Source organism: Pseudomonas sp. H3_E04 (assembly GCF_054668915.1).
Genome location: NZ_CP162797.1, coordinates 1017811 through 1035609, shown reverse-complemented (window position 1 = coordinate 1035609; position 17799 = coordinate 1017811). Strand labels below are relative to the sequence as shown.

The 17799-nt window shown below is 57.1% G+C and carries 13 protein-coding genes and 1 pseudogene; 6 read left to right on the top strand and 8 right to left on the bottom strand.

Annotation, left to right across the window (positions count from 1 at the left end; genetic code table 11):
* The first annotated feature begins 226 nt into the window (after window positions 1–226).
* Both betT and AB4N53_RS04830 read left to right on the top strand, forming a co-directional pair.
* Entirely contained in the window at window positions 227–2194 is a 1968-nt protein-coding gene (betT, locus tag AB4N53_RS04835) for a choline BCCT transporter BetT (protein ID WP_460118635.1), read from the top strand.
* A 72-nt stretch (window positions 2195–2266) separates the two neighbouring features.
* Window positions 2267–3283: an NAD(P)-dependent oxidoreductase gene (locus tag AB4N53_RS04830; RefSeq protein WP_460118633.1), complete on the top strand. Its 1017-nt coding sequence runs from the start codon at window positions 2267–2269 to the stop codon at window positions 3281–3283.
* A 174-nt stretch (window positions 3284–3457) separates the two neighbouring features.
* Here AB4N53_RS04830 and AB4N53_RS04825 read toward each other — a convergent pair whose 3' ends face one another.
* The 7 genes and pseudogenes from AB4N53_RS04825 to AB4N53_RS04795 all read right to left on the bottom strand — a co-directional run bounded on the left by AB4N53_RS04825 (window position 3458) and on the right by AB4N53_RS04795 (window position 11424).
* Window positions 3458–3727 (bottom strand): hypothetical protein, encoded by a 270-nt coding sequence (locus AB4N53_RS04825; protein ID WP_460125320.1) that lies wholly within the window; start codon window positions 3725–3727, stop codon window positions 3458–3460.
* 261 nt (window positions 3728–3988) lie between these two features.
* Entirely contained in the window at window positions 3989–4561 is a 573-nt protein-coding gene (locus AB4N53_RS04820; protein ID WP_460118631.1) for a hypothetical protein, read from the bottom strand.
* 169 nt (window positions 4562–4730) lie between these two features.
* Window positions 4731–7820: an efflux RND transporter permease subunit gene (locus AB4N53_RS04815; protein ID WP_460118629.1), complete on the bottom strand. Its 3090-nt coding sequence runs from the start codon at window positions 7818–7820 to the stop codon at window positions 4731–4733.
* Window positions 7817–8926, bottom strand: coding sequence for an efflux RND transporter periplasmic adaptor subunit (locus AB4N53_RS04810; protein WP_460118627.1), 1110 nt, complete (start codon window positions 8924–8926; stop codon window positions 7817–7819). Before AB4N53_RS04810 ends, AB4N53_RS04815 begins: the two co-directional genes overlap by 4 nt.
* Window positions 8927–9026: 100 nt before the next feature.
* Window positions 9027–9183, bottom strand: a pseudogene (locus AB4N53_RS04805) (transporter); the annotation flags it as partial.
* A gap of 141 nt (window positions 9184–9324) precedes the next feature.
* The gene (locus tag AB4N53_RS04800) at window positions 9325–9951 is read right to left on the bottom strand and encodes a TetR/AcrR family transcriptional regulator (RefSeq protein ID WP_460118625.1); all 627 of its coding nucleotides are present in this window, start codon (window positions 9949–9951) and stop codon (window positions 9325–9327) included.
* A 150-nt stretch (window positions 9952–10101) separates the two neighbouring features.
* Window positions 10102–11424, bottom strand: coding sequence for an APC family permease (locus tag AB4N53_RS04795; RefSeq protein WP_460118623.1), 1323 nt, complete (start codon window positions 11422–11424; stop codon window positions 10102–10104).
* A 547-nt stretch (window positions 11425–11971) separates the two neighbouring features.
* Here AB4N53_RS04795 and AB4N53_RS04790 point away from each other — a divergent pair.
* Complete coding sequence (locus tag AB4N53_RS04790) at window positions 11972–12334, top strand: DUF6124 family protein (protein ID WP_041480468.1); 363 nt, start codon at window positions 11972–11974, stop codon at window positions 12332–12334.
* Between the two features lie 70 nt (window positions 12335–12404).
* Window positions 12405–13091 carry a hypothetical protein gene (locus AB4N53_RS04785; protein WP_460118621.1) on the top strand — a complete coding sequence of 229 codons (687 nt, stop codon included), beginning with the start codon at window positions 12405–12407 and terminating at the stop codon, window positions 13089–13091.
* Between the two features lie 81 nt (window positions 13092–13172).
* On the opposite strand, the gene AB4N53_RS04780 is transcribed toward AB4N53_RS04785, so the two are convergent.
* Complete coding sequence (locus AB4N53_RS04780; RefSeq protein ID WP_460118619.1) at window positions 13173–14153, bottom strand: AraC family transcriptional regulator; 981 nt, start codon at window positions 14151–14153, stop codon at window positions 13173–13175.
* Window positions 14154–14353: 200 nt separating this feature from the next.
* On the opposite strand from AB4N53_RS04780, the gene AB4N53_RS04775 reads away from it, so the two are divergent.
* A complete protein-coding gene (locus AB4N53_RS04775) occupies window positions 14354–14866 on the top strand; it encodes a nuclear transport factor 2 family protein (RefSeq protein WP_460118617.1) in 513 nt (170 codons plus the stop codon).
* Window positions 14867–15123: 257 nt separating this feature from the next.
* Window positions 15124–17730 (top strand): AAA family ATPase, encoded by a 2607-nt coding sequence (locus AB4N53_RS04770; RefSeq protein WP_460118615.1) that lies wholly within the window; start codon window positions 15124–15126, stop codon window positions 17728–17730.
* The last annotated feature ends 69 nt before the right edge of the window (window positions 17731–17799 follow it).

Sequence of the window (17799 nt, the reverse complement as noted above, 5' to 3'; positions counted from 1 at the left end):
ATGTCATTGCGCCATCACTTTTAGCAATAGGCTCAGCCTACCGCTTGTCGGCGAGCGATATAGTGAGTCAATCATTGGATCCAGGATCCGAAATGGAAGCGCTGCGAGCGTCTATTTTGATATCACCTCTGAACGGAACGACCACTGATGTGCAGAGTCATCTGCAACGCCCTGCATCAGCGTACAGAGGGACACGATTCGCTGAGATCGTCCTGAGGAGATTCATATGACAGACAAGGCCGACCCAAAAGCCACGCCTACACTCAACCCACCGGTTTTTTATACATCGGGGATCATCCTGCTATTGCTGGTCATCTATGCCAGTGTTTTCCAGGCCAACGCTCAGTTGGTGTTTGCCGAGGTTCAAAGCTGGATCATCACCAATGTCAGCTGGTTCTACATTCTTGCTGTAGCGATCATCCTTGGGACCGTTGTGTTTCTCGGTATCAGCCGATACGGCGATATAAAACTCGGTCCCGACCACAGCAGCCCCGATTACAGCAGCACAACCTGGTTCGCGATGCTGTTCTCGGCCGGTATGGGGATCGGCCTGATGTTCTTTGGCGTGGCTGAACCGGTCATGCATTTTCTCAACCCGCCAGTCGGCGACGGCAACACCGTCGAGGCTGCACGGGAAGCAATGAAGATCACCTTCTTCCATTGGGGCCTGCATGCCTGGGCGATCTACGCCATCGTGGCGATGATCCTTGCCTATTTCAGTTATCGTCACGGGCTGCCGCTCACGCTCAGATCAGCGCTGTACCCGTTGATCGGAGATCGTATCTACGGGCCGATAGGCCATGCCGTCGACATCTTCGCCATCATCGGCACGGTGCTCGGGGTCGCGACGTCCCTGGGCTTCGGTGTTGCGCAAATCAACACAGGTCTCAACGCGTTGTTCGGCGTCCCGATCAACACCACCGTGCAGATCATCTTGATCGTCGTCACAACCGGGCTCGCCACTGTTTCGGTTGTCACCGGTCTGGACAAAGGCGTGCGCCGCCTCTCGGAACTCAATCTCGGATTGGCGGTGCTGCTGTTGTTGATGGTTATCGTCCTCGGGCCTACGGTGCTGATCCTGCAGACTTTCGTGCAGAACACCGGTGGCTATCTCACCGAAATCGTCAGCAGAACGCTAAACCTATATGCCTACCAACCTACCGACTGGATCGGCGGTTGGACATTGTTCTACTGGGGTTGGTGGCTGGCCTGGTCGCCCTTTGTCGGACTTTTCATCGCACGCATTTCCCGAGGCCGCACCATCCGTGAATTCGTCATGGGTGTGTTGCTCGTTCCCGCAGCTTTCACTCTGTTGTGGATGACCGTGTTCGGTAACACTGCCATTCATATGATTCTCACCGAAGGCATCACTGACCTGGGCGCAGCCATTGATAAGGACACTTCCCTCGCGCTCTTTGCGTTCCTTCAGCATTTCCCGTTTTCCGGCGTGATCTCGCTGGTCGCCGTGGTAATGGTCGTGGTGTTCTTCGTCACCTCGGCAGACTCCGGTGCGATGGTGGTCGACATGCTCGCTTCGGGCGGATCGGCAAGCACGCCGGTATGGCAGCGCGTGTTCTGGGCGTCGAGCATGGGCCTGGTTGCCATTGCTCTGCTTCTGGCAGATGGTCTCAAGGCTTTGCAGACCGCGACCATTGCCAGCGCATTGCCCTTCACAATCACCCTGCTTTTCAGCATGCGAGGTCTACTCAAGGCCTTGAAACTCGATGCGACCAAACGCGGACTGCGTTATCAGTCAATGTCGCCCGGCGTCAGCCGCAGCCCGGGGAGCTGGCAACGCAGGTTGCGGACAATGGCCATGTTCCCGCGGCGTTCACATGTGCTTCGCTTCATTACCGAGACGGCGAAACCGGCTTGTCTGTCGGTGGCTGAGGAATGGCGAAAGCAGGGCTACGTGTGCAATGTCGAAGACCTGGAAGACAGCAGTGTCCGACTCAGCGTCGGCGGTGCGGACAATCCGCAGTTCATCTATGAAGTGCGCCCTCACCCCTACGCGATGCCGAGCTTTGTCATGGGTGACACACAGGATGAGGATCGCAAGTACTTCAGGGCCGAAGTGCATTTGCGAGAAGGTGGGCAAGACAAGGACATCATGGGCTGGTCACGCGAAGAGGTGATCGGAGATATCCTCGATCAATACGAGCGGCACATGCAGTTTCTTCATCTGGTGGGCTGAACCCGACGACGGCAGGCGGCCTGAAATTTCTAATCCACGCACGTTTCAATCCAGGAAAAATGAGGAGGATTCATGCCACTTCATCCCATTCTGTTCATGGGCGGTTCCGGCGCCATTGGCCACCAGACGGCTCGCGCATTGCGCGCAGCGCATCCCGACGTACCCTTGCTGATCGGCGGGCGCGACCTCGCCAAGGCTGAGCAAACCGCCGAGCAAATCGGCAATGCCCAGGGTGTGGTCATCGATGCTCGCGCAGATGATCTGGGGCTGGGTGATCGCCCGGTCAGCGCCATCGTCCTGTTCTACATGGACCACGCCCTCGCCGGGCTGCGCTTTGCGCAAAAGCGCAAGGTGCCGCACCTAAGCATCTCTTCCGGCGTGTTCGAAATCGCCCCGCAAATCGCCAGTTTCATGCACACGCCTGACGCGTCGCCCATTGTCCTCGGCTACGAATGGATGGTCGGCGCCACCACGGTAGCGACGCTGCACATCGCCAAGGCATTCGCCCGCGTGCACGACATCCGCATTCATGCACTGGTCGACGAACAGGACGGCGGCGGCCCGACCGTAGCCGCCGATTTCGAGCATCTGAACAAAATGCTGCCCGCCGCGCTGACCCGCAGAGGCGGCGAATTCATCTGGCGTGAAGGCGACGACGCCAAGGTCAGCTTCCGCGCCATCGACGGCACGACCCTGCAGGGCGCCGGCTTTTCCTCGATCGATGTCACCGGCCTCGCCGCCGCCACCGACGCCCCGAACGTCGAGTTCAACCTTGCCAGCGGCATCAGCTCGACCCGGCGCCAGGGCCAGCCGATGTCGACGGAAATACTGATTGAAATCGAAGGCACGGATCACAAGGGATCTGCGTTGCGCACCCGCCACGCCGTGGTTCACCGCGACGGTGCAGCGGCGTTGACCGGGCTCAGCGTGGCCATGTTGCTGGAGCGACTGGTCGGGCTGAATGGACAGCCGCCGGTGAGGCCGGGGCTGTATTTTCCGTATCAGTTGCTGGAGGCGCAGGGTTTTTTGCAGCGGTTGGAAAAGGACGGTGGCGAGTTGATTGAGCTGGACGGAGAAGTGAATGGATAAAAAATCGTAGCGACCAGGCTGGTCGCTACTAAAAAAGACAGAAGCCAGGGTCGCTGGCGAGCAACCGAAGCTTCAGTTTTACTTTTCCTGCATCTGCACAGGATCAGAGCTTGCGACCAAGCTGAGCGTAGCCCTGCCTTGAGCTCAAGGCAGGGCGCAGAGCGCTGGCAGATATCACTTTTTCTTTTTCGCTGGCTTGTCGGCCTTCTCTGATTTCTTCGCCTTCTCCGGTTTGCTGTCAGCTTTCTTGGCGGAATCCTTGGGTTTGGCGTCTTTTTTCTTTTCTTTCTTGTCAGAGGGCTTTTCTTTCTTGCCGGAGGACTTCGATAGCGTCGAAGCCGCATCCGATTTCTTCGCCGATGACGACTTTTTGTCTTTCAATTCTTTACTGGCTTTCGAAGTCTCACCTTTGCTCTTTTTGTCATCTTTAGCCACGTTAACCACCTCTCGGAGTAGTGCCGACATTAGCGCACCGCCAGCGGAATTGCCCACAGGCTCAGTATTAGGCGTGGCTGGTGAAATGCCGTTCAATTTTTCTCAAACGTCGACAATCGCAGGTTGAAAGCTCAAAAGGTGTTGGCGATCTGGAAGCGCCTTGCACTACAAGGCGCATCCTGTTCTTCGTCCCGATTTCGACGAAAGAAATCGCGCATCAGCTCGGCAGTAGCTTGACGCTGCCACAAACCCTGCTCGCGGGTCTGCCAGTCATTCCTTCACCTGTTGCGCCAGTGCGGTGGGATAAATGACTTGCTGGGTGTCCAGATTGCGAATCTCGGATTCGATGCTGATGGTTGATATCTCACGTCCTGGGGGTCCGCTGATGGAGTTGCTGGTGGAGAAGTCCACTACGTAACGCTGACCGGCGCGGAACTCGACATCGCGCGCACCGAAGCCGCATTTGGCACCGCCCGTACCCAGCCCGTTCATCGATACCCAGCACCAGCCCAATGAGTGCTTCCCGGGCGTAAGGCGTAGCGCCTGCTTGCCGGAAACATCGAGAATTGACGCACGACCGGCGCCCGGCAATGGTTGGCCATCCACTTGCGTGGCCAGCAGCAGTCGGTGAAAAGGCACACCGATAGCGCGAAATTGAGTGGTCGCGAAGTACACAAGCGCGGCGTCGGGAGCGTTATTGGAAAGATCATAAGGCGTCATCGATTCCGGCGCCCATTCGCCCTGGTAATCCTTGTAGTGATAGTTAGAGCAGGCGGTGGTGAAAATGGCCGCCAGCAGAACAGCGGATAGCTTGAGTTGTGAATTGAAAAACGACGAACGCATTGTTCTTCCTTGCTGAGATACCTACGGCCGCTTCGTCAACAGCGGCCGTCTCCGGCGAAAAGTGATATCGCTATGCTATCACTTCAACTATCCCAAAGCCTCTGCGTCCTGTTCTTGTGCGAGAAAAAAGACCCGCCGCACGACGGGCCTCTTATGCCTTTACTTCGATTCAGGCTGATTTCACCGTGTCAGCCTCTTGGTTGTTCTCAGGCCGAATCCTGAACCAGATCGCATACATCGCCGGCAGAAACACCAGCGTGATGATGGTGCCAACAAACGTGCCGCCGATCAGCGTGTAGGCCAGCGTGCCCCAGAACACCGAGTGGGTCAGCGGAATGAACGCGAGAATTGCCGCCAACGCGGTCAACAATACCGGCCGCGCCCGTTGCACTGTCGCTTCGACCACGGCATGGAACGGCGCCAGCCCTTCCTGTTCGTTGTGATGGATCTGCCCGATCAGGATCAGCGTGTTGCGCATCAGAATCCCCGACAGCGCGATCAACCCGACCAGCGCATTGATACCGAATGGCTGGTTGAAGATCAGCAGCGTCGGCACCACACCAATCAAGCCTAACGGCGAGGTGAGGAAGACCATGATCATCGCCGAAATCGAGCGTACCTGAACGATGATGATGAGCAGCGTCATGGCGATCATGATCGGTAGCAATGGCAGGATCGCCTTGCCCGCCTTGCCGGACTCTTCGATGGCGCCCGCCTGTTCAATCCGGTAGCCGGAAGGCAGGTTTTCGATGATCGGCTGCAACTGCTGGGTGATTGCGCCGGAAACATCCGGCGGTTGCAAACCTTCGGCGATGTCGCCACGCACGGTGATGGTTGGCGTGCGATCGCGGCGGCGCAGGATCGGATCTTCCATGCGCACTTCGACCTGGCCGATCTGCGACAGCGGGATGCGCTGCCCCGCCCCGCCGACCAGGGTGAAGCCCTCGATCTGCGCCGGATCAAGGCGGATATTGCCCGCCGCACGGCCGATGACCTGCACGGAACGGATGTCTTCGCGCACCGCCGTGATCGGCACGCCGCTGAGCAGAAACTGCAACTGCTGGGCGACTGCGCTGGACGCCAGTCCCACCGCCTGCAAGCGGTCCTGATCCAGGTTGAAATGCAGCGTCGGCGTCAGCGGCCCCCAGTCAGTGTTGACGGTTCTCATCATCGGGCTGTCCTGCATCACCGCCCTGACCTGCTCGGCGACGTCGCGCAGCTTCGCCGGATCCGGCCCCATCACCCGGTAGGCCACCGGGAATGGCGAGTACGGGCCGAAGACGATTTGCGTCGCCCGGACGCGCGCCTCTGGAGCAAGCCCTTCGGCGACCGCTTCGCGCAAACGCAACTTGAGGGTTTCGCGTGCGTCCTGGTTGTCGGTCAGCACAACGATTTTGGCGAACGATGGATCCGGCAGCTCCGGCGCCATCGCCAGGAAAAACCGTGGTGCACCCTGACCGATATAGGCGGTGACGATTTTTGCCTCTTCCTGCTTGTGCAGCCAGGCTTCGACTTTGGCCGCAGCGGCGCTGGTCTGCTCGATGGAAGTGCCGTAGGGCATCTGCACTTCGATCATCACTTCCGGGCGGTCAGAGGTCGGAAAGAACTGCTTCTTCACCAGACCCATGCCCGGAATCGCAACGGCAAACAGCGCGACCACCGCACCGGCCACCAGCCATTTACGCGTGATCACCCACGTCAGAATCCGCCGGAAGCGGTTGTAGCGCGGCGTGTCGTAGATTGCCGCGTGCCCGCCTTCGACTTTCTGGATATCCGGCAACAGCTTCACGCCCAAGTACGGCGTGAAAGCCACGGCGACGACCCACGAAGCGATGAGCGCGATGCCGACAATCCAGAACATGTTGCTGGTGTATTCGCCCGCCGTTGATTGCGCGAATCCGTTGGGCAGAAAGCCAATCGCGGTGACCAGCGTACCGGCCAGCATTGGCGCTGCCGTGTGGCTCCAGGCATAAGCGGAGGCCTTGATGCGGTCGTAGCCCTCCTCCATCTTCACCACCATCATTTCAATGGCGATGATCGCGTCATCCACCAGCAGCCCCAGCGCAAGAATCAGCGAGCCCAAGGTGATCCGGTCAAAATTTTTGCCGGTAGCCGCCATCACCACAAAAACGATCGCCAGGGTCAACGGCACTGCCGCTGCGACCACCACGCCGACACGCCAGCCCATGCTGAGAAAACACACGAGCATGACCACCAGCAGCGCGACAAAGAACTTGACCATGAACTCGCCGACCGCCGAGTCGATATTCACCGCCTGATCGGTAACTTTCGAGAGGGTCATGCCCAAGGGCATTTCCTCATTGATCTTCAGTGTCTCGGCATCCAGCGCCTTGCCCAGATCCAGACCGTTCCAGCCCTCGCGCATGATCACGCCGAGCAATAAAGCCTCCTCACCGTTGTTGCGTACCAGAAAGGTCGCCGGGTCTTCGTAGCCGCGCTCGACCGTGGCCACGTCAGACAGCTTGAGTGTTCGGCCCTGAGCGACAACAGGCGTGTCACGAATTTTCTGCAACGTGTCGAACGCGCCATCGACGCGCAGAAACACCTCCGGCCCTTTGGTTTCGACCGATCCGGCGGGGGTCAGCACGTTCTGATTGTTCAGCGCGGCAAAGATGTCCTGCGGCGACAAGCCCAGCGTCGCCAACCGATCATGGGAAAACGAGACGAATATCCGCTCGGCCTGCTCACCAATGATGTTGACCTTTTTCACTCCCGGTACGTGCAACAGGCGTTGGCGTAAAGTCTCCGCGTCGCGCACCAACAAGCGCTGCGGCTCGCCCTTGGCTTTCAAGGCGAACAGCGCGAAGGTCACGTCGGAAAACTCGTCGTTGACCATCGGCCCGACGACACCCGCCGGCAGCTTGATTGCTTCGTCGTCGAGCTTTTTCCGTGCCTGATAAAACTCTTCCTGCACTTGCGACGGCGGTGTGCTGTCGAGCAACGAGACCATGGTGAACGCCAGTCCCGGGCGCGTGTAGGTTTCCGTGCGGTCGTACCACTTCAGTTCCTGCAAACGTTTTTCGAGGGGTTCGGCAACCTGATCCTGCATCTCTTGCGCGGTCGCCCCCGGCCACGCGGTGATGACGGTCAGCTGCTTGACCGTAAACGGCGGGTCTTCCGCCCGGCCCAATTTGAAGAACGACAGGACGCCGGCAACGGCGATCAGAAAAATCAGAAACACCGTGATTGCGCGCTGGCGCACGGCGATAGCAGAAAGGTTGAAGCGGCCCTCGCTCATGGACGACTCCCGGCAACCTGGCCCTCGTCGCGCGCAAGCAAACGCACTTCCTCGCCATCGCGCAGCAGATGCGCGCCCAGCGCGACAATCGGATCACCGACATTGAGCTCGCCAGCGACACGGGCCGAATCATCGCTCAAGCCCAGGACCTCGACCGAGCGCCAGCTCACTGTCGCCGGAGTGCCGGCGATGACCCATACGCCGGGGCCTTTGCCCGGGTTGTAGATCGCGGCGACGGGCACCTTCAGCGCCTGATCTGGCGAAGATCCCTGGGCAATTTCGACGGTAACCGTCGAGCCGATTGGCGCATTGGCCAACCTGCCTTCGAGCACATAGCGCGCCTCAAAAGTACGAGTTGTGCTGTCAGCCGAATCGGAAAGCAGACGCAGTTTTGCGCTGACGGCCGCCGATGTATCGCCATACTGTTTTGCCTGAGCGATGGAGCCCGGTGCGGGCCGCAAGGTCTCGGGCAGATGGACGATGGCCTCCCGCTGACCGGCCCGCGCCAACCGCACCACCGGTTGTCCCGGGCTGACGACTTGTCCGGGCTCGGCGAGGGTTTCCACCACCACGCCATCAGCGTCCGCCACCAAAACCGCGTAACCCGAGGCGTTGCGCGCGACGTCCGCTTGCGCCACAGCGGCATTGAGCTGCGCCTTGGCGGTGTCGGCTGCGGCTTTGAACTGATCGTAGGCCGATGCCGAAATAGCGCCGGCGGCGACGAGTTTGCGATTGCGCGCTTCGTCACCGGCAGTCTGTAGGGCTCGAGCACGAGCGGCACTAACCGCTTCTTGCTGGGCTCGCGCCTGCAGGCCGAGGTCGATCGGGTCCAGCCGCATCAGTGGCTGGCCGCGCTTGACCGTCTGACCGGTATCAACCAGACGCTCGAGCACCTTGCCAGAGACGCGAAAGCCCAGATCGCCCTGGGTGCGCGCAGCGACGACGCCGGTGAATGATCTTGTTCCATTTTCTGCCGGTTGCACCGCCGCCGATCTGACAATCGGCGCCAAGGTACGTGGATCTTTTGCGCTGGAGGAATCCCCGCACGCCGTCAGGGCCAAGGGCAGCAAACATACCGCGAGGGGGAAAGGTCGGAGCCGGCGCATGGAATTCCTTTACTTAAAATAGGATGACCATCATATTCTCAGTCTTGTGACCATCATCGTCAACAGTCACTACGTCGCCGGCCCGATTTTCATCGCTGAATCAGAAGCGATAGCTGACAGAAGTACCGAGGCCGCTGGCGCTATTCTTGTATTTGGCGCTGTACGAACCCTTGCCTGCCGAGGCGTCGTTGAATACGCGGTCCGCGAGCGGTGTTGTTGGCCGGAGACTGATCAACCGAGAACCCGGTACGCAGTACTGAAATAACCAAACTGCGGCGGCCATGTTGTCCTAGTGACCATGCCATTCAAGAGTCACAATCAGAACAGCGGAAATGCCGTTGCGTCAGGAACAGGATTGGGTTGGGGCGACTGATCCGACTCCTCGGATCAGCAGAGGATCAAGGCATCAAGCTGCGCAAGATGAGGTTCGAAGTCAGCGTCGGCGCCACTTCGATGAAATCCAGGTTGTGTTGCAGCATGAGTGGATTGACGAAGGGCCGCAGCGCCAGGTGGATCGATTCGACCGTTTCATCCAGCGGCGTCCTGCGCTCGAACTCACCGGCCTCGCGCCCTTCGCGGACAATGTCGGTGATAAAGCGCTTGATCTGCGCATCGTAACGCTGCGCACTCGGCCAGTTTTCGCCAGCGGCGAATGCGGCAATGTCGTAGAGCTTGCGGTCGTTGAAGAACAGGTTCACACCCGTGGCGATCACGGTTTTTACCAAACGACGGAAACGCTCGGTAGGCGTCAGGTCTGCTTCGTTGATCGCCTGCTCGACCGCTGCAACGATCTGCCCCAGACAATTCGCACAGATCGCTTCGCCGATCGCCTGTTTGGAATCGAAGAATTTGTAGATGTATGCCTTGGAGAAACCGATGGCCTTGGCCAGATCGGACACCGTGGTTTTGGCGTAGCCGTACTGGCTGAAATGCTCGTTGGCCGCCGCGACAATCTGATCACGAATATCGTGATCGACTGGACCACGCGGGCCGGGGAAGGATGGGGAAACTGAAGTGTGATTCATGCCGGCAGCTTACTCACCCGCCCGCCGACTGACAACGTGTTACACATCCTGAATATCACCACCCATCCACTGTGGGAGCGAGCCTGCTCGCGAATACGCCCGCCCAAACAACACAAATCTCCCGCCCATCACCTGCCAGGAAACGTGACGCTAACCAGCCTTACTGATCGCAGAAAAATTGATACGAGAACAGCCGTGCAGCAACATCCCGACAAGGATCAACGCCCCCGCCCGCAACCAGGTTTCCAAACCCTGCTGACTGAGCAGCACCAGACACGAAACGATCGCAAGCACCGGAACGAAGGTCGGCACGCGAAAGTGGTCCTCCTCCACCCTGTCACGACGAAGAACAAGCACCGCCACATTGGTACTCAGAAAAACGAACAGCAACAGCAAGACCACCGTCTCTGCCAAGGTTGCCAGCGTCCCTGTGAGTGTCAGGGCAATAGCGACCACGGTCGTTGCGACAATGGCAGCCCACGGGGTTTTTCGTCGAGGCAACACCGCGCCCAGCACGCCCGGCAACAGACCGAGGTTAGCCATGCCATAAGTCAATCGACTGGCCATGATCATGGTCAACAGCGCACCGTTGGCCACAGCGATCAGCGCAATAAAAGAGAACAGCGCGGGCGGGATTGCGAGGGTCGACGCGCGGACAACTTCGAGCAAAGGCGCCGACGTGGCCACCAACTTCTCGGTAGGCAGCACCGAAGAAGCGGCCACACCCACCGCCATGTAAACCACCCCAGCGGTAAGTAAAGCCGCGAACAAAGCACGCGGGTAAACCTTGCGCACGTCTTTGATTTCCTCGGCCAGATTGGCCGAAGTTTCGAAACCGACGAAGGAATAGAAGGCCAACAACGCCGCCCCCAGCACCGCCAGCACGGGACTGACGCCCGGTTTGAACGTGAGCGTCCGCCCCAGATCCGCATCGCCTGTGCGGAAATACCAGACCGCAGCCACGATCACCAGAATCAACCCGGACAGCTCAATCACGGTCATTACCAGGTTTGCCCCAAGCGATTCCTTGATCCCTCGCGCATTGAGCAGGCCGATTGCCAGAAGAAACACCAAGGCTGCAATGTGCGGCGATACGTCGACAAAGGCGTTGAGGTAATCACCGGCAAACGCCAGCGACAAACCCGCAGCGCTGGTGACCGCAGCCGCCAGCATGCAGAAACCGACGAGGAAGGAAATGAGCGGTGACTTGAACGCCTTTTCCGCGAACACCGAAGCCGCGCCGGCGTGAGGATATTTGGTCACCAGTTCTGCGTAGGAACCCGCCGTCAACATGGCGAAGAACAGCGCAATCAGCAGCGGCACCCAAATCGCGCCGCCCACCTCCCCTGCGATCGTTCCGGCGAGTGCATAAACGCCCGCCCCCAGAACATCGCCGAGAATAAACAGAAACAGCATCGGGAAAGTGATAGCCCGGCGCAGAGAAGTTTTGTCAGTGGGAGCCGTCACGGTCATTCCTTGATTCAGGTGTGGAGGAGCTGGAGGGTTGTCACCTCAAACAATGGAAATGGCGCCGAAAGCAAAGTTCAAAATCTGTGATGGGGCTTGTCGGCACGACGCTATAAACATTGCCAACTCGACACCTGTGGGAGCGAGCCTGCTCGCGAAGAAGCCAGCCCGATCAACACAAAACATCAGCCAAAACCAATTCCCTAAACACCCCGTTTAAAACCGACATCCAGACTATTCCAGCAAGCTACAACACCTTGCGCCATTGCCTACGACTACGCCAGAATCCGCCGGCTTGTGCGCCTCGGGCCGGGGTTCTATCGTTGGCCGGTCACTGAAAAACAGTGATCGGGTTTGGTAGCCCGCTTTCTACATGGCGCATAACGTCATCCCATGCAGATGCTTTCGCATCGGTTTTATGGTGGCCATGCGCAGGGCGCTTTCGAGCGCGCCGGTTTTTCCATGTGGGCCGGTCTACCAACCTTCGTATGGCCACCACCCTTCGTTTGGTAGCGAGAGTGATGGCTCCCTTGGTCACATATGGAGCTTCACCATGTTCAAAGTAACGCCTAACCCGCCAGCGTCGGACGCAACATCACCCTACGAATCACTCGATTCAAAAAAACTCCACGAAGCCGCCGACCGCGCCCTCGACCACTACCTCAAACCCACAGACACCCTCAAAACCACGCCCTACCAAACCAGCAGCATGTTCCTCGCCAACCCGAAAACCGCGACCGAAGAATTGCTGGTCAACGCCAGCGAATCGCTGGGCTCGGCTTCGGTGATGTTGAGTGATGTGATTGGGATGGTTGAAGGATCTGCGCGCAAGACACTGCAAGGTATCGCGCAGGTCGTCATGCTCGGCGAGCTGGCGGTTAATCAGGCGTTGGATAACGTCGTGCCGGTCGAGTAAACGAAAACGCCCTGTGACGACTTTCTCAGCTCTCACAGGGTTTCCAATCTTCAGATCTGAAGGACAAGAGATGACCGACCAGAACAACCCATCGGCATACCCGCGCGGACTTAAAAAATATCTCCGCATCGATGCAGCTCTTTTTATAGCAAGCATGCTGGGCGCTTTCACCCTTAGCGGTTTCGCTCATCTGGAAAAGTTTTATCTAACGCTCGATGTCCCCATCGAACGATTGAACATCAGCGCCCAGCAATACCTTTCCTATGGTGCTTCCGGGTTCGGATCTTTTCTCTCTGCTCTCTTCTTCGCCATGGCTTTGGTGGGAATTGTTTCCCTGCTGATACTGCTTTTTGAAAAACGCAAACTGGACGCGCCCCAACCCGTCCCACCGTCAAAATGGGTCGCCGATGTGCGTGAACGAGCCGCAGAAAACCGCGGCATGTTTATCATCGTGGGTTCTATTTTCCTGCTCGCGTTTTTGTTGATGACCGCCTGGTATCTGTTGGTCCGAGTGCCTTCAAACGCGGGACGGGCAGCAGCGCTGGAACTGGCAACCACGTGCGAGGTCCGGCAGCTTACCTACAAAAATCTCGACCAGTTCAGCGGGTGCAAGATTTCAGAATCTGACGACATGCTTTATCTACTGAAACGAGTCAAGGTTGACGCAGCTGGCATTCAATTTCAGACATTCGAACTACCGAAGACAGGGCTCAAAAGCATCTCTGGCGAGGTCCAGAGTTTCAAATACAAGCGGTGAAGGTTTGTACTTTATGCCCCTTCGTATGGACCCTGTCCTTGAATGCTCGGCGCCTCAGTCCGCAGGGCAACCGTGGCCCAGTCATCCGCTCGACACCTCGACTGCCCTGCGCAGCCGCCAGGCGTCTTTCGCCGGTGGCATGCCGAACAGACGGGCGTAGTCTCGGCTGAACTGCGAGGGACTTTCGTAACCGACTGCATATCCCGCCTCTGCGGCATCGACCGCTTCGGTGACCATCAGCCGGCGTGCTTCCTGTAGCCGCAACTGGTTACGAAACTCCAGCGGGCTCATCGAGGTGATCGCCTTGAAGTGCGTGTGAAACGAAGAACGGCTCATGCCGGCGATTTCGACGAGTTCATCTCTTCGACACGCTTCGTTGTAGTGGCTGCGCAGCCAGGCAATAACCTTGGCGATCTGGTTCAAGCGGCTGTCTGCTTGTGCCATCTGCCTAATGATGCTGTTGCCGTTTTCGGTTAGAAGGCGATAAAGCATTTCGCGAATCACCAGCGGAGCGAGCGCTTCGATATCCCGTGGCCTGTCGAGCAGCCCGGCCAGCCGAACCGCAGCATCCAGCAGTTCTGGAGTCGTATCGTTGAGCGTAATGCCTGCCGGCGGTGCACTGTCGCTCTCTTCTCTTAGCGGATGGCGCAGCGCAAGTTCACTCAACACAGCGGTATCGAGATCCAGCGCCAGGCACAGATAGGGAACAGCCTCACTCGCCTCGATGACCGAGCCCATCACCGGAAGGTCTACCGATGCAATCAGGTACTTGGCCGGATCGTAAACATAGACGGTAGTACCCAGCATCGCTTGTTTACGTCCCTGAGCGACAAGGCAGAGTGTTGGCTCGTACACCACCGGCATAGGCATCGTGGGCGTAGCCGAACGAATCAGGCTGACACCCGGAATCGCGGTGCTGTGAATGCCGTCATCCAGGACGTGACGACCAACGATATCAACAAGCTTTGAAAGGGAATTCAAACACAACTCCATAACGAGGGCATGCGGCGGTTTAACAACTGGTATCGGATGATCAAGCAAGAAATCAGGACGATCCTGCAACAGCCCTCCTCCGCTCGTAAGTCACACTTCAGATGAAGCCCAGAGGTACTGCCGCCCACTCCATGTCCCGCGTCGATGGCTCTTTGCCGATGCCCCATATAGAGCAACGGCGCGGGAAAACGCAACTAGCGGCTTACAGATAACAACAACAGCCCATCCAACTCGACGGGGCTCATCCGACAGAATAAGGAGCACAGGAAATGACGTTTGTTCAACGCCTCTCTACAGCGCTAGCACTGGTCCTCACCACACTCATCGCAGGGCCGGCGCCCGCCGTGGCCAGCGAACCGACTACGGAACGCAATCGCCAATTCATTGCGCAAGCGTTCAACCAGTGGGCTCAGGGCGGCCGGACGTTCTTCACAGATGTGCTATCTCCCGATGTGATCTGGACAATCAAGGGGACGAGCCCTTCGGCGGGTACTTATCGGGGCCGGGATGACTTCTTGAAACGGGCAGTCCAACCCTTCGCAAAACGGCTCGCCTCGCCCGTCCGCCCGACGGTGACGGATATCTGGACTGAAGGCGATGACGTCGTTGTGCACTGGGACGGCACCGCCACCGCAGCCGACGGCGCGCCTTATCGCAACAGCTACGTATGGATCATGCGCATGCAAAATCTGCAGGCAGTTGAGGTCACTGCCTTTCTCGATCTGGTGCCTTACGACGACGTTATCAGGCGAATTCCGCTTCAAGCGGGAGATCTTGAATAGATAAGCCTGCCAGAATCGGCTGAAGGATCTGCCTGTAGGAAACTGCGAGATATTACGTGTGGGCAGGTCACCGGATGTCGGCTTTCGGCCAGAAGCGGACGCTCCCAAGTGGCCACTAACGGCTACAAGCAAAAGTCTTTCCTTTCAGATTATTAATGGCGAACGCTTACGGACTTCTGGTCAAACCGCACCAAAAGCAATTCGCCACTATTGGCCTATACTCGGTTCGTCCGCGGTGTCTTCAAGGAGAGATCTCAATGGTCGTACCAGATTTGAATGGGCTAGACGCTCCCGTTGCCGACGATTTTGAAATTTGGCTCGGCGAAAGAAGCCGGTGGTTACAGACAGCTGCCAAGAACCTAATCGAGACCAAGAAGCCACCAACAGACGACCAGATCCGAGAGCTTGCCCGGCTGTGCATGATTGAATCGAAGAAGGAACAGGACCCAGGCTTCTGCACCGTATCGCCAGGCTCGTTGGCACTCGCTGCCAGTCGTCCTGCCATACGCATAGAAGGGATCTCAGATGTCTACGGGTTGAATGCGATCAAATCAGGCGCAGCACTACCATTTGGCTCGGGCAACATCACAGTGTTCTACGGTCAAAATGGTTCAGGAAAAAGCGGATATGCACGCCTCCTGAAACAGGCATGCGGCTCAAGGTCAAAAGACGAAATTCACCCTAACGTCTTCATTGAAGAACCTGAGGCCTGCAAGGCGAATTTCCAAATATCGGCAGGAGAAAAGAAAGGAACTATTGAATGGACGCTGGCACAGGGTGCAGATCCTTTACTTCGTCACGCCCAGATTTTTGACTCCAGAACGGCCACCCAGTACATGGGTAAAAACGAGGCCAGCTACGAGCCAAGCCAAATGAAATTCGTGGCGTCATTGATCGCAGTGTCAGACAGGGTTAATCAGCACCTCACCGCATCGAAAAATGCACTGCTGAGCGTATTGCCACAATTCCCAGCGGACTTGGAAATCACTGAGGAAGGTAAGTGGCTTGCGAGTATTAAGTCTGCAACGACTGATGCCGTCATCGACAGATTCTGTACGTACACTCCCGAGCACGATGCTGAGCGGATTATCACAGAAGGTGCGCTGGCCCAGAAGGACGTGGCGGGGCGACTGGCATCAATCACGAAAGAAAAGCAGGGGTTGGCAACAGTTCGGCTAGCTATGAGCCAACTCAAGGATAAGCTCTCCAACGAAACAGCGCAGATCATCGTAAGTGCCAACGCTGATGCAAAGGGCAAGCGGCAAGCGGCTCAAAAATTTGCTCAACAACTTTTTTCCGAAACTCCACTCGAAGGAGTCGGCGAAGCGGTGTGGCAACAGTTATGGGCCCAAGCTCGATTGTTTTCTCAAAATCATGCTTACCCTGGTCAACCATTTCCTGTTGTGGGTGAGCAGGCAAGGTGTGTGCTCTGCCAGCAAGAGCTCAATGAGGATGCTGGCCATCGGTTGACCCACTTTGAGCAATTTGTTACCGAAGGTTTAGAGTTAAGCGCAAAACAAGCAGAAGACAAACATAAGGGCTTTTTACAAGCCTTACCCCAATCACCGAAGGAACAGGACTGGTTAGCTCATATGGCCTTGATCAAACTGGATCAAAAGCAGGCCATCGAACTGCATAAAACTTTGGTGGAAAGACGTTCCGATCTCGAGACCGCTGAAAAAGTCGAAAATGTGACCCCATTCGACTGGTCACTAGTAGATCAAGCACTGGCAGAAGTAACAGATCAGTTAGTTGGCGAAGAAAAGTCGTTGAACGAGCTTTCTCAAGACGGCAAACGACAGCAAATGGAGGCGCAACTTCTTAAGCTGAAGGCTCTGCAATGGCTGTCGCAAAACAAACCTGCAGTCGTTGCCGAACGGGACAGGTTGTTGGCTGTTGACCAGTACGGAAAAGCCATCCGGCTTGCTGCAACCAACACGCTCACTATCAAGAACAACGAGTTGGCGAAATCCGAGGTGGAGGCAGGATATCAAACTCGCTTCGCCGCCGAACTGAAACTATTAGGTGGCTCGAGGTTGCCTGTAGCCCCTCAAAGCAAAACAGTCGGTAAAGGCAGAACCACATTCGGACTGATACTCGTTGGCGCGAAAGGAGCCCGCCCACCAGAACAAATTCTCAGTGAGGGCGAGACAAGAATTGTAGCGTTGGCTGCATTCCTAGCTGATATTACTGGCTCCAATCAAGTAGCTCCCTTTATTTTCGATGACCCGATTTCCTCACTCGATCAAGATTTTGAGGAGCGAGTTGTCGCGCGCCTTGTAGATTTGGCGCAGTCCCGCCAGGTCATCATCTTCACCCACAGGCTTTCGCTGGTGACACTTCTGGAATCCGCAGTAAAGAAAGTGAAGGAGCATCCAGATATACAAGACATCGTCTTTAACGTTCAGACGCTTCGACGTCTCGACAAAACGTCCGGCATTCTGACAGGACAAAGTGCTCGAGACTCGAAACCGAAGCCGGCTATCAACAAGCTACTTAACGAGAACTTAGCCCAACTCAAGAGGCACCAGGCACAGGGCGATGCTGAAAGCTACGACCTCATGGCCAAGAGTGTTTGCAGTGACTTCAGGATCATCGTGGAGCGCACTGTTGAGGTGGTAATGCTGAACAGTGTCGTGCTGCGATTCCGCAGGGAAGTGATGACCAAAGGGCTACTGAGGCAGCTAAGTAACATCACTCAGGAGGATTGCGATCTGATAGACGACTTGATGACACGATATTCTGTGTATGAGCATTCTCAAGCAGACGATCTTCCAGCGGTACCCCCCGAACTCGCCCAGCTCGAAACAGATATGCGATCGCTTGCGGACTGGATAGAGGGGTACTCGAAGCGAGTGGCCTGACCCACATTGAAACGCCGACTGCTTGTTACCTATAGCCCATGCCATACGGCGGCCGGAGCGAAGCTTACA

Excerpts from the sequence above, each read along its gene's own strand:
- betT (WP_460118635.1), top strand. The coding sequence starts at position 227 with ATGACAGACAAGGCCGACCCAAAAGCCACGCCTACACTCAACCCACCG.
- AB4N53_RS04830 (WP_460118633.1), top strand. The coding sequence starts at position 2,267 with ATGCCACTTCATCCCATTCTGTTCATGGGCGGTTCCGGCGCCATTGGC.
- AB4N53_RS04820 (WP_460118631.1), bottom strand. The coding sequence starts at position 4,561 with ATGCGTTCGTCGTTTTTCAATTCACAACTCAAGCTATCCGCTGTTCTG.
- AB4N53_RS04815 (WP_460118629.1), bottom strand. The coding sequence starts at position 7,820 with ATGAGCGAGGGCCGCTTCAACCTTTCTGCTATCGCCGTGCGCCAGCGC.
- AB4N53_RS04810 (WP_460118627.1), bottom strand. The coding sequence starts at position 8,926 with ATGCGCCGGCTCCGACCTTTCCCCCTCGCGGTATGTTTGCTGCCCTTG.
- AB4N53_RS04800 (WP_460118625.1), bottom strand. The coding sequence starts at position 9,951 with ATGAATCACACTTCAGTTTCCCCATCCTTCCCCGGCCCGCGTGGTCCA.
- AB4N53_RS04795 (WP_460118623.1), bottom strand. The coding sequence starts at position 11,424 with ATGACCGTGACGGCTCCCACTGACAAAACTTCTCTGCGCCGGGCTATC.
- AB4N53_RS04790 (WP_041480468.1), top strand. The coding sequence starts at position 11,972 with ATGTTCAAAGTAACGCCTAACCCGCCAGCGTCGGACGCAACATCACCC.
- AB4N53_RS04785 (WP_460118621.1), top strand. The coding sequence starts at position 12,405 with ATGACCGACCAGAACAACCCATCGGCATACCCGCGCGGACTTAAAAAA.
- AB4N53_RS04775 (WP_460118617.1), top strand. The coding sequence starts at position 14,354 with ATGACGTTTGTTCAACGCCTCTCTACAGCGCTAGCACTGGTCCTCACC.
- AB4N53_RS04770 (WP_460118615.1), top strand. The coding sequence starts at position 15,124 with ATGGTCGTACCAGATTTGAATGGGCTAGACGCTCCCGTTGCCGACGAT.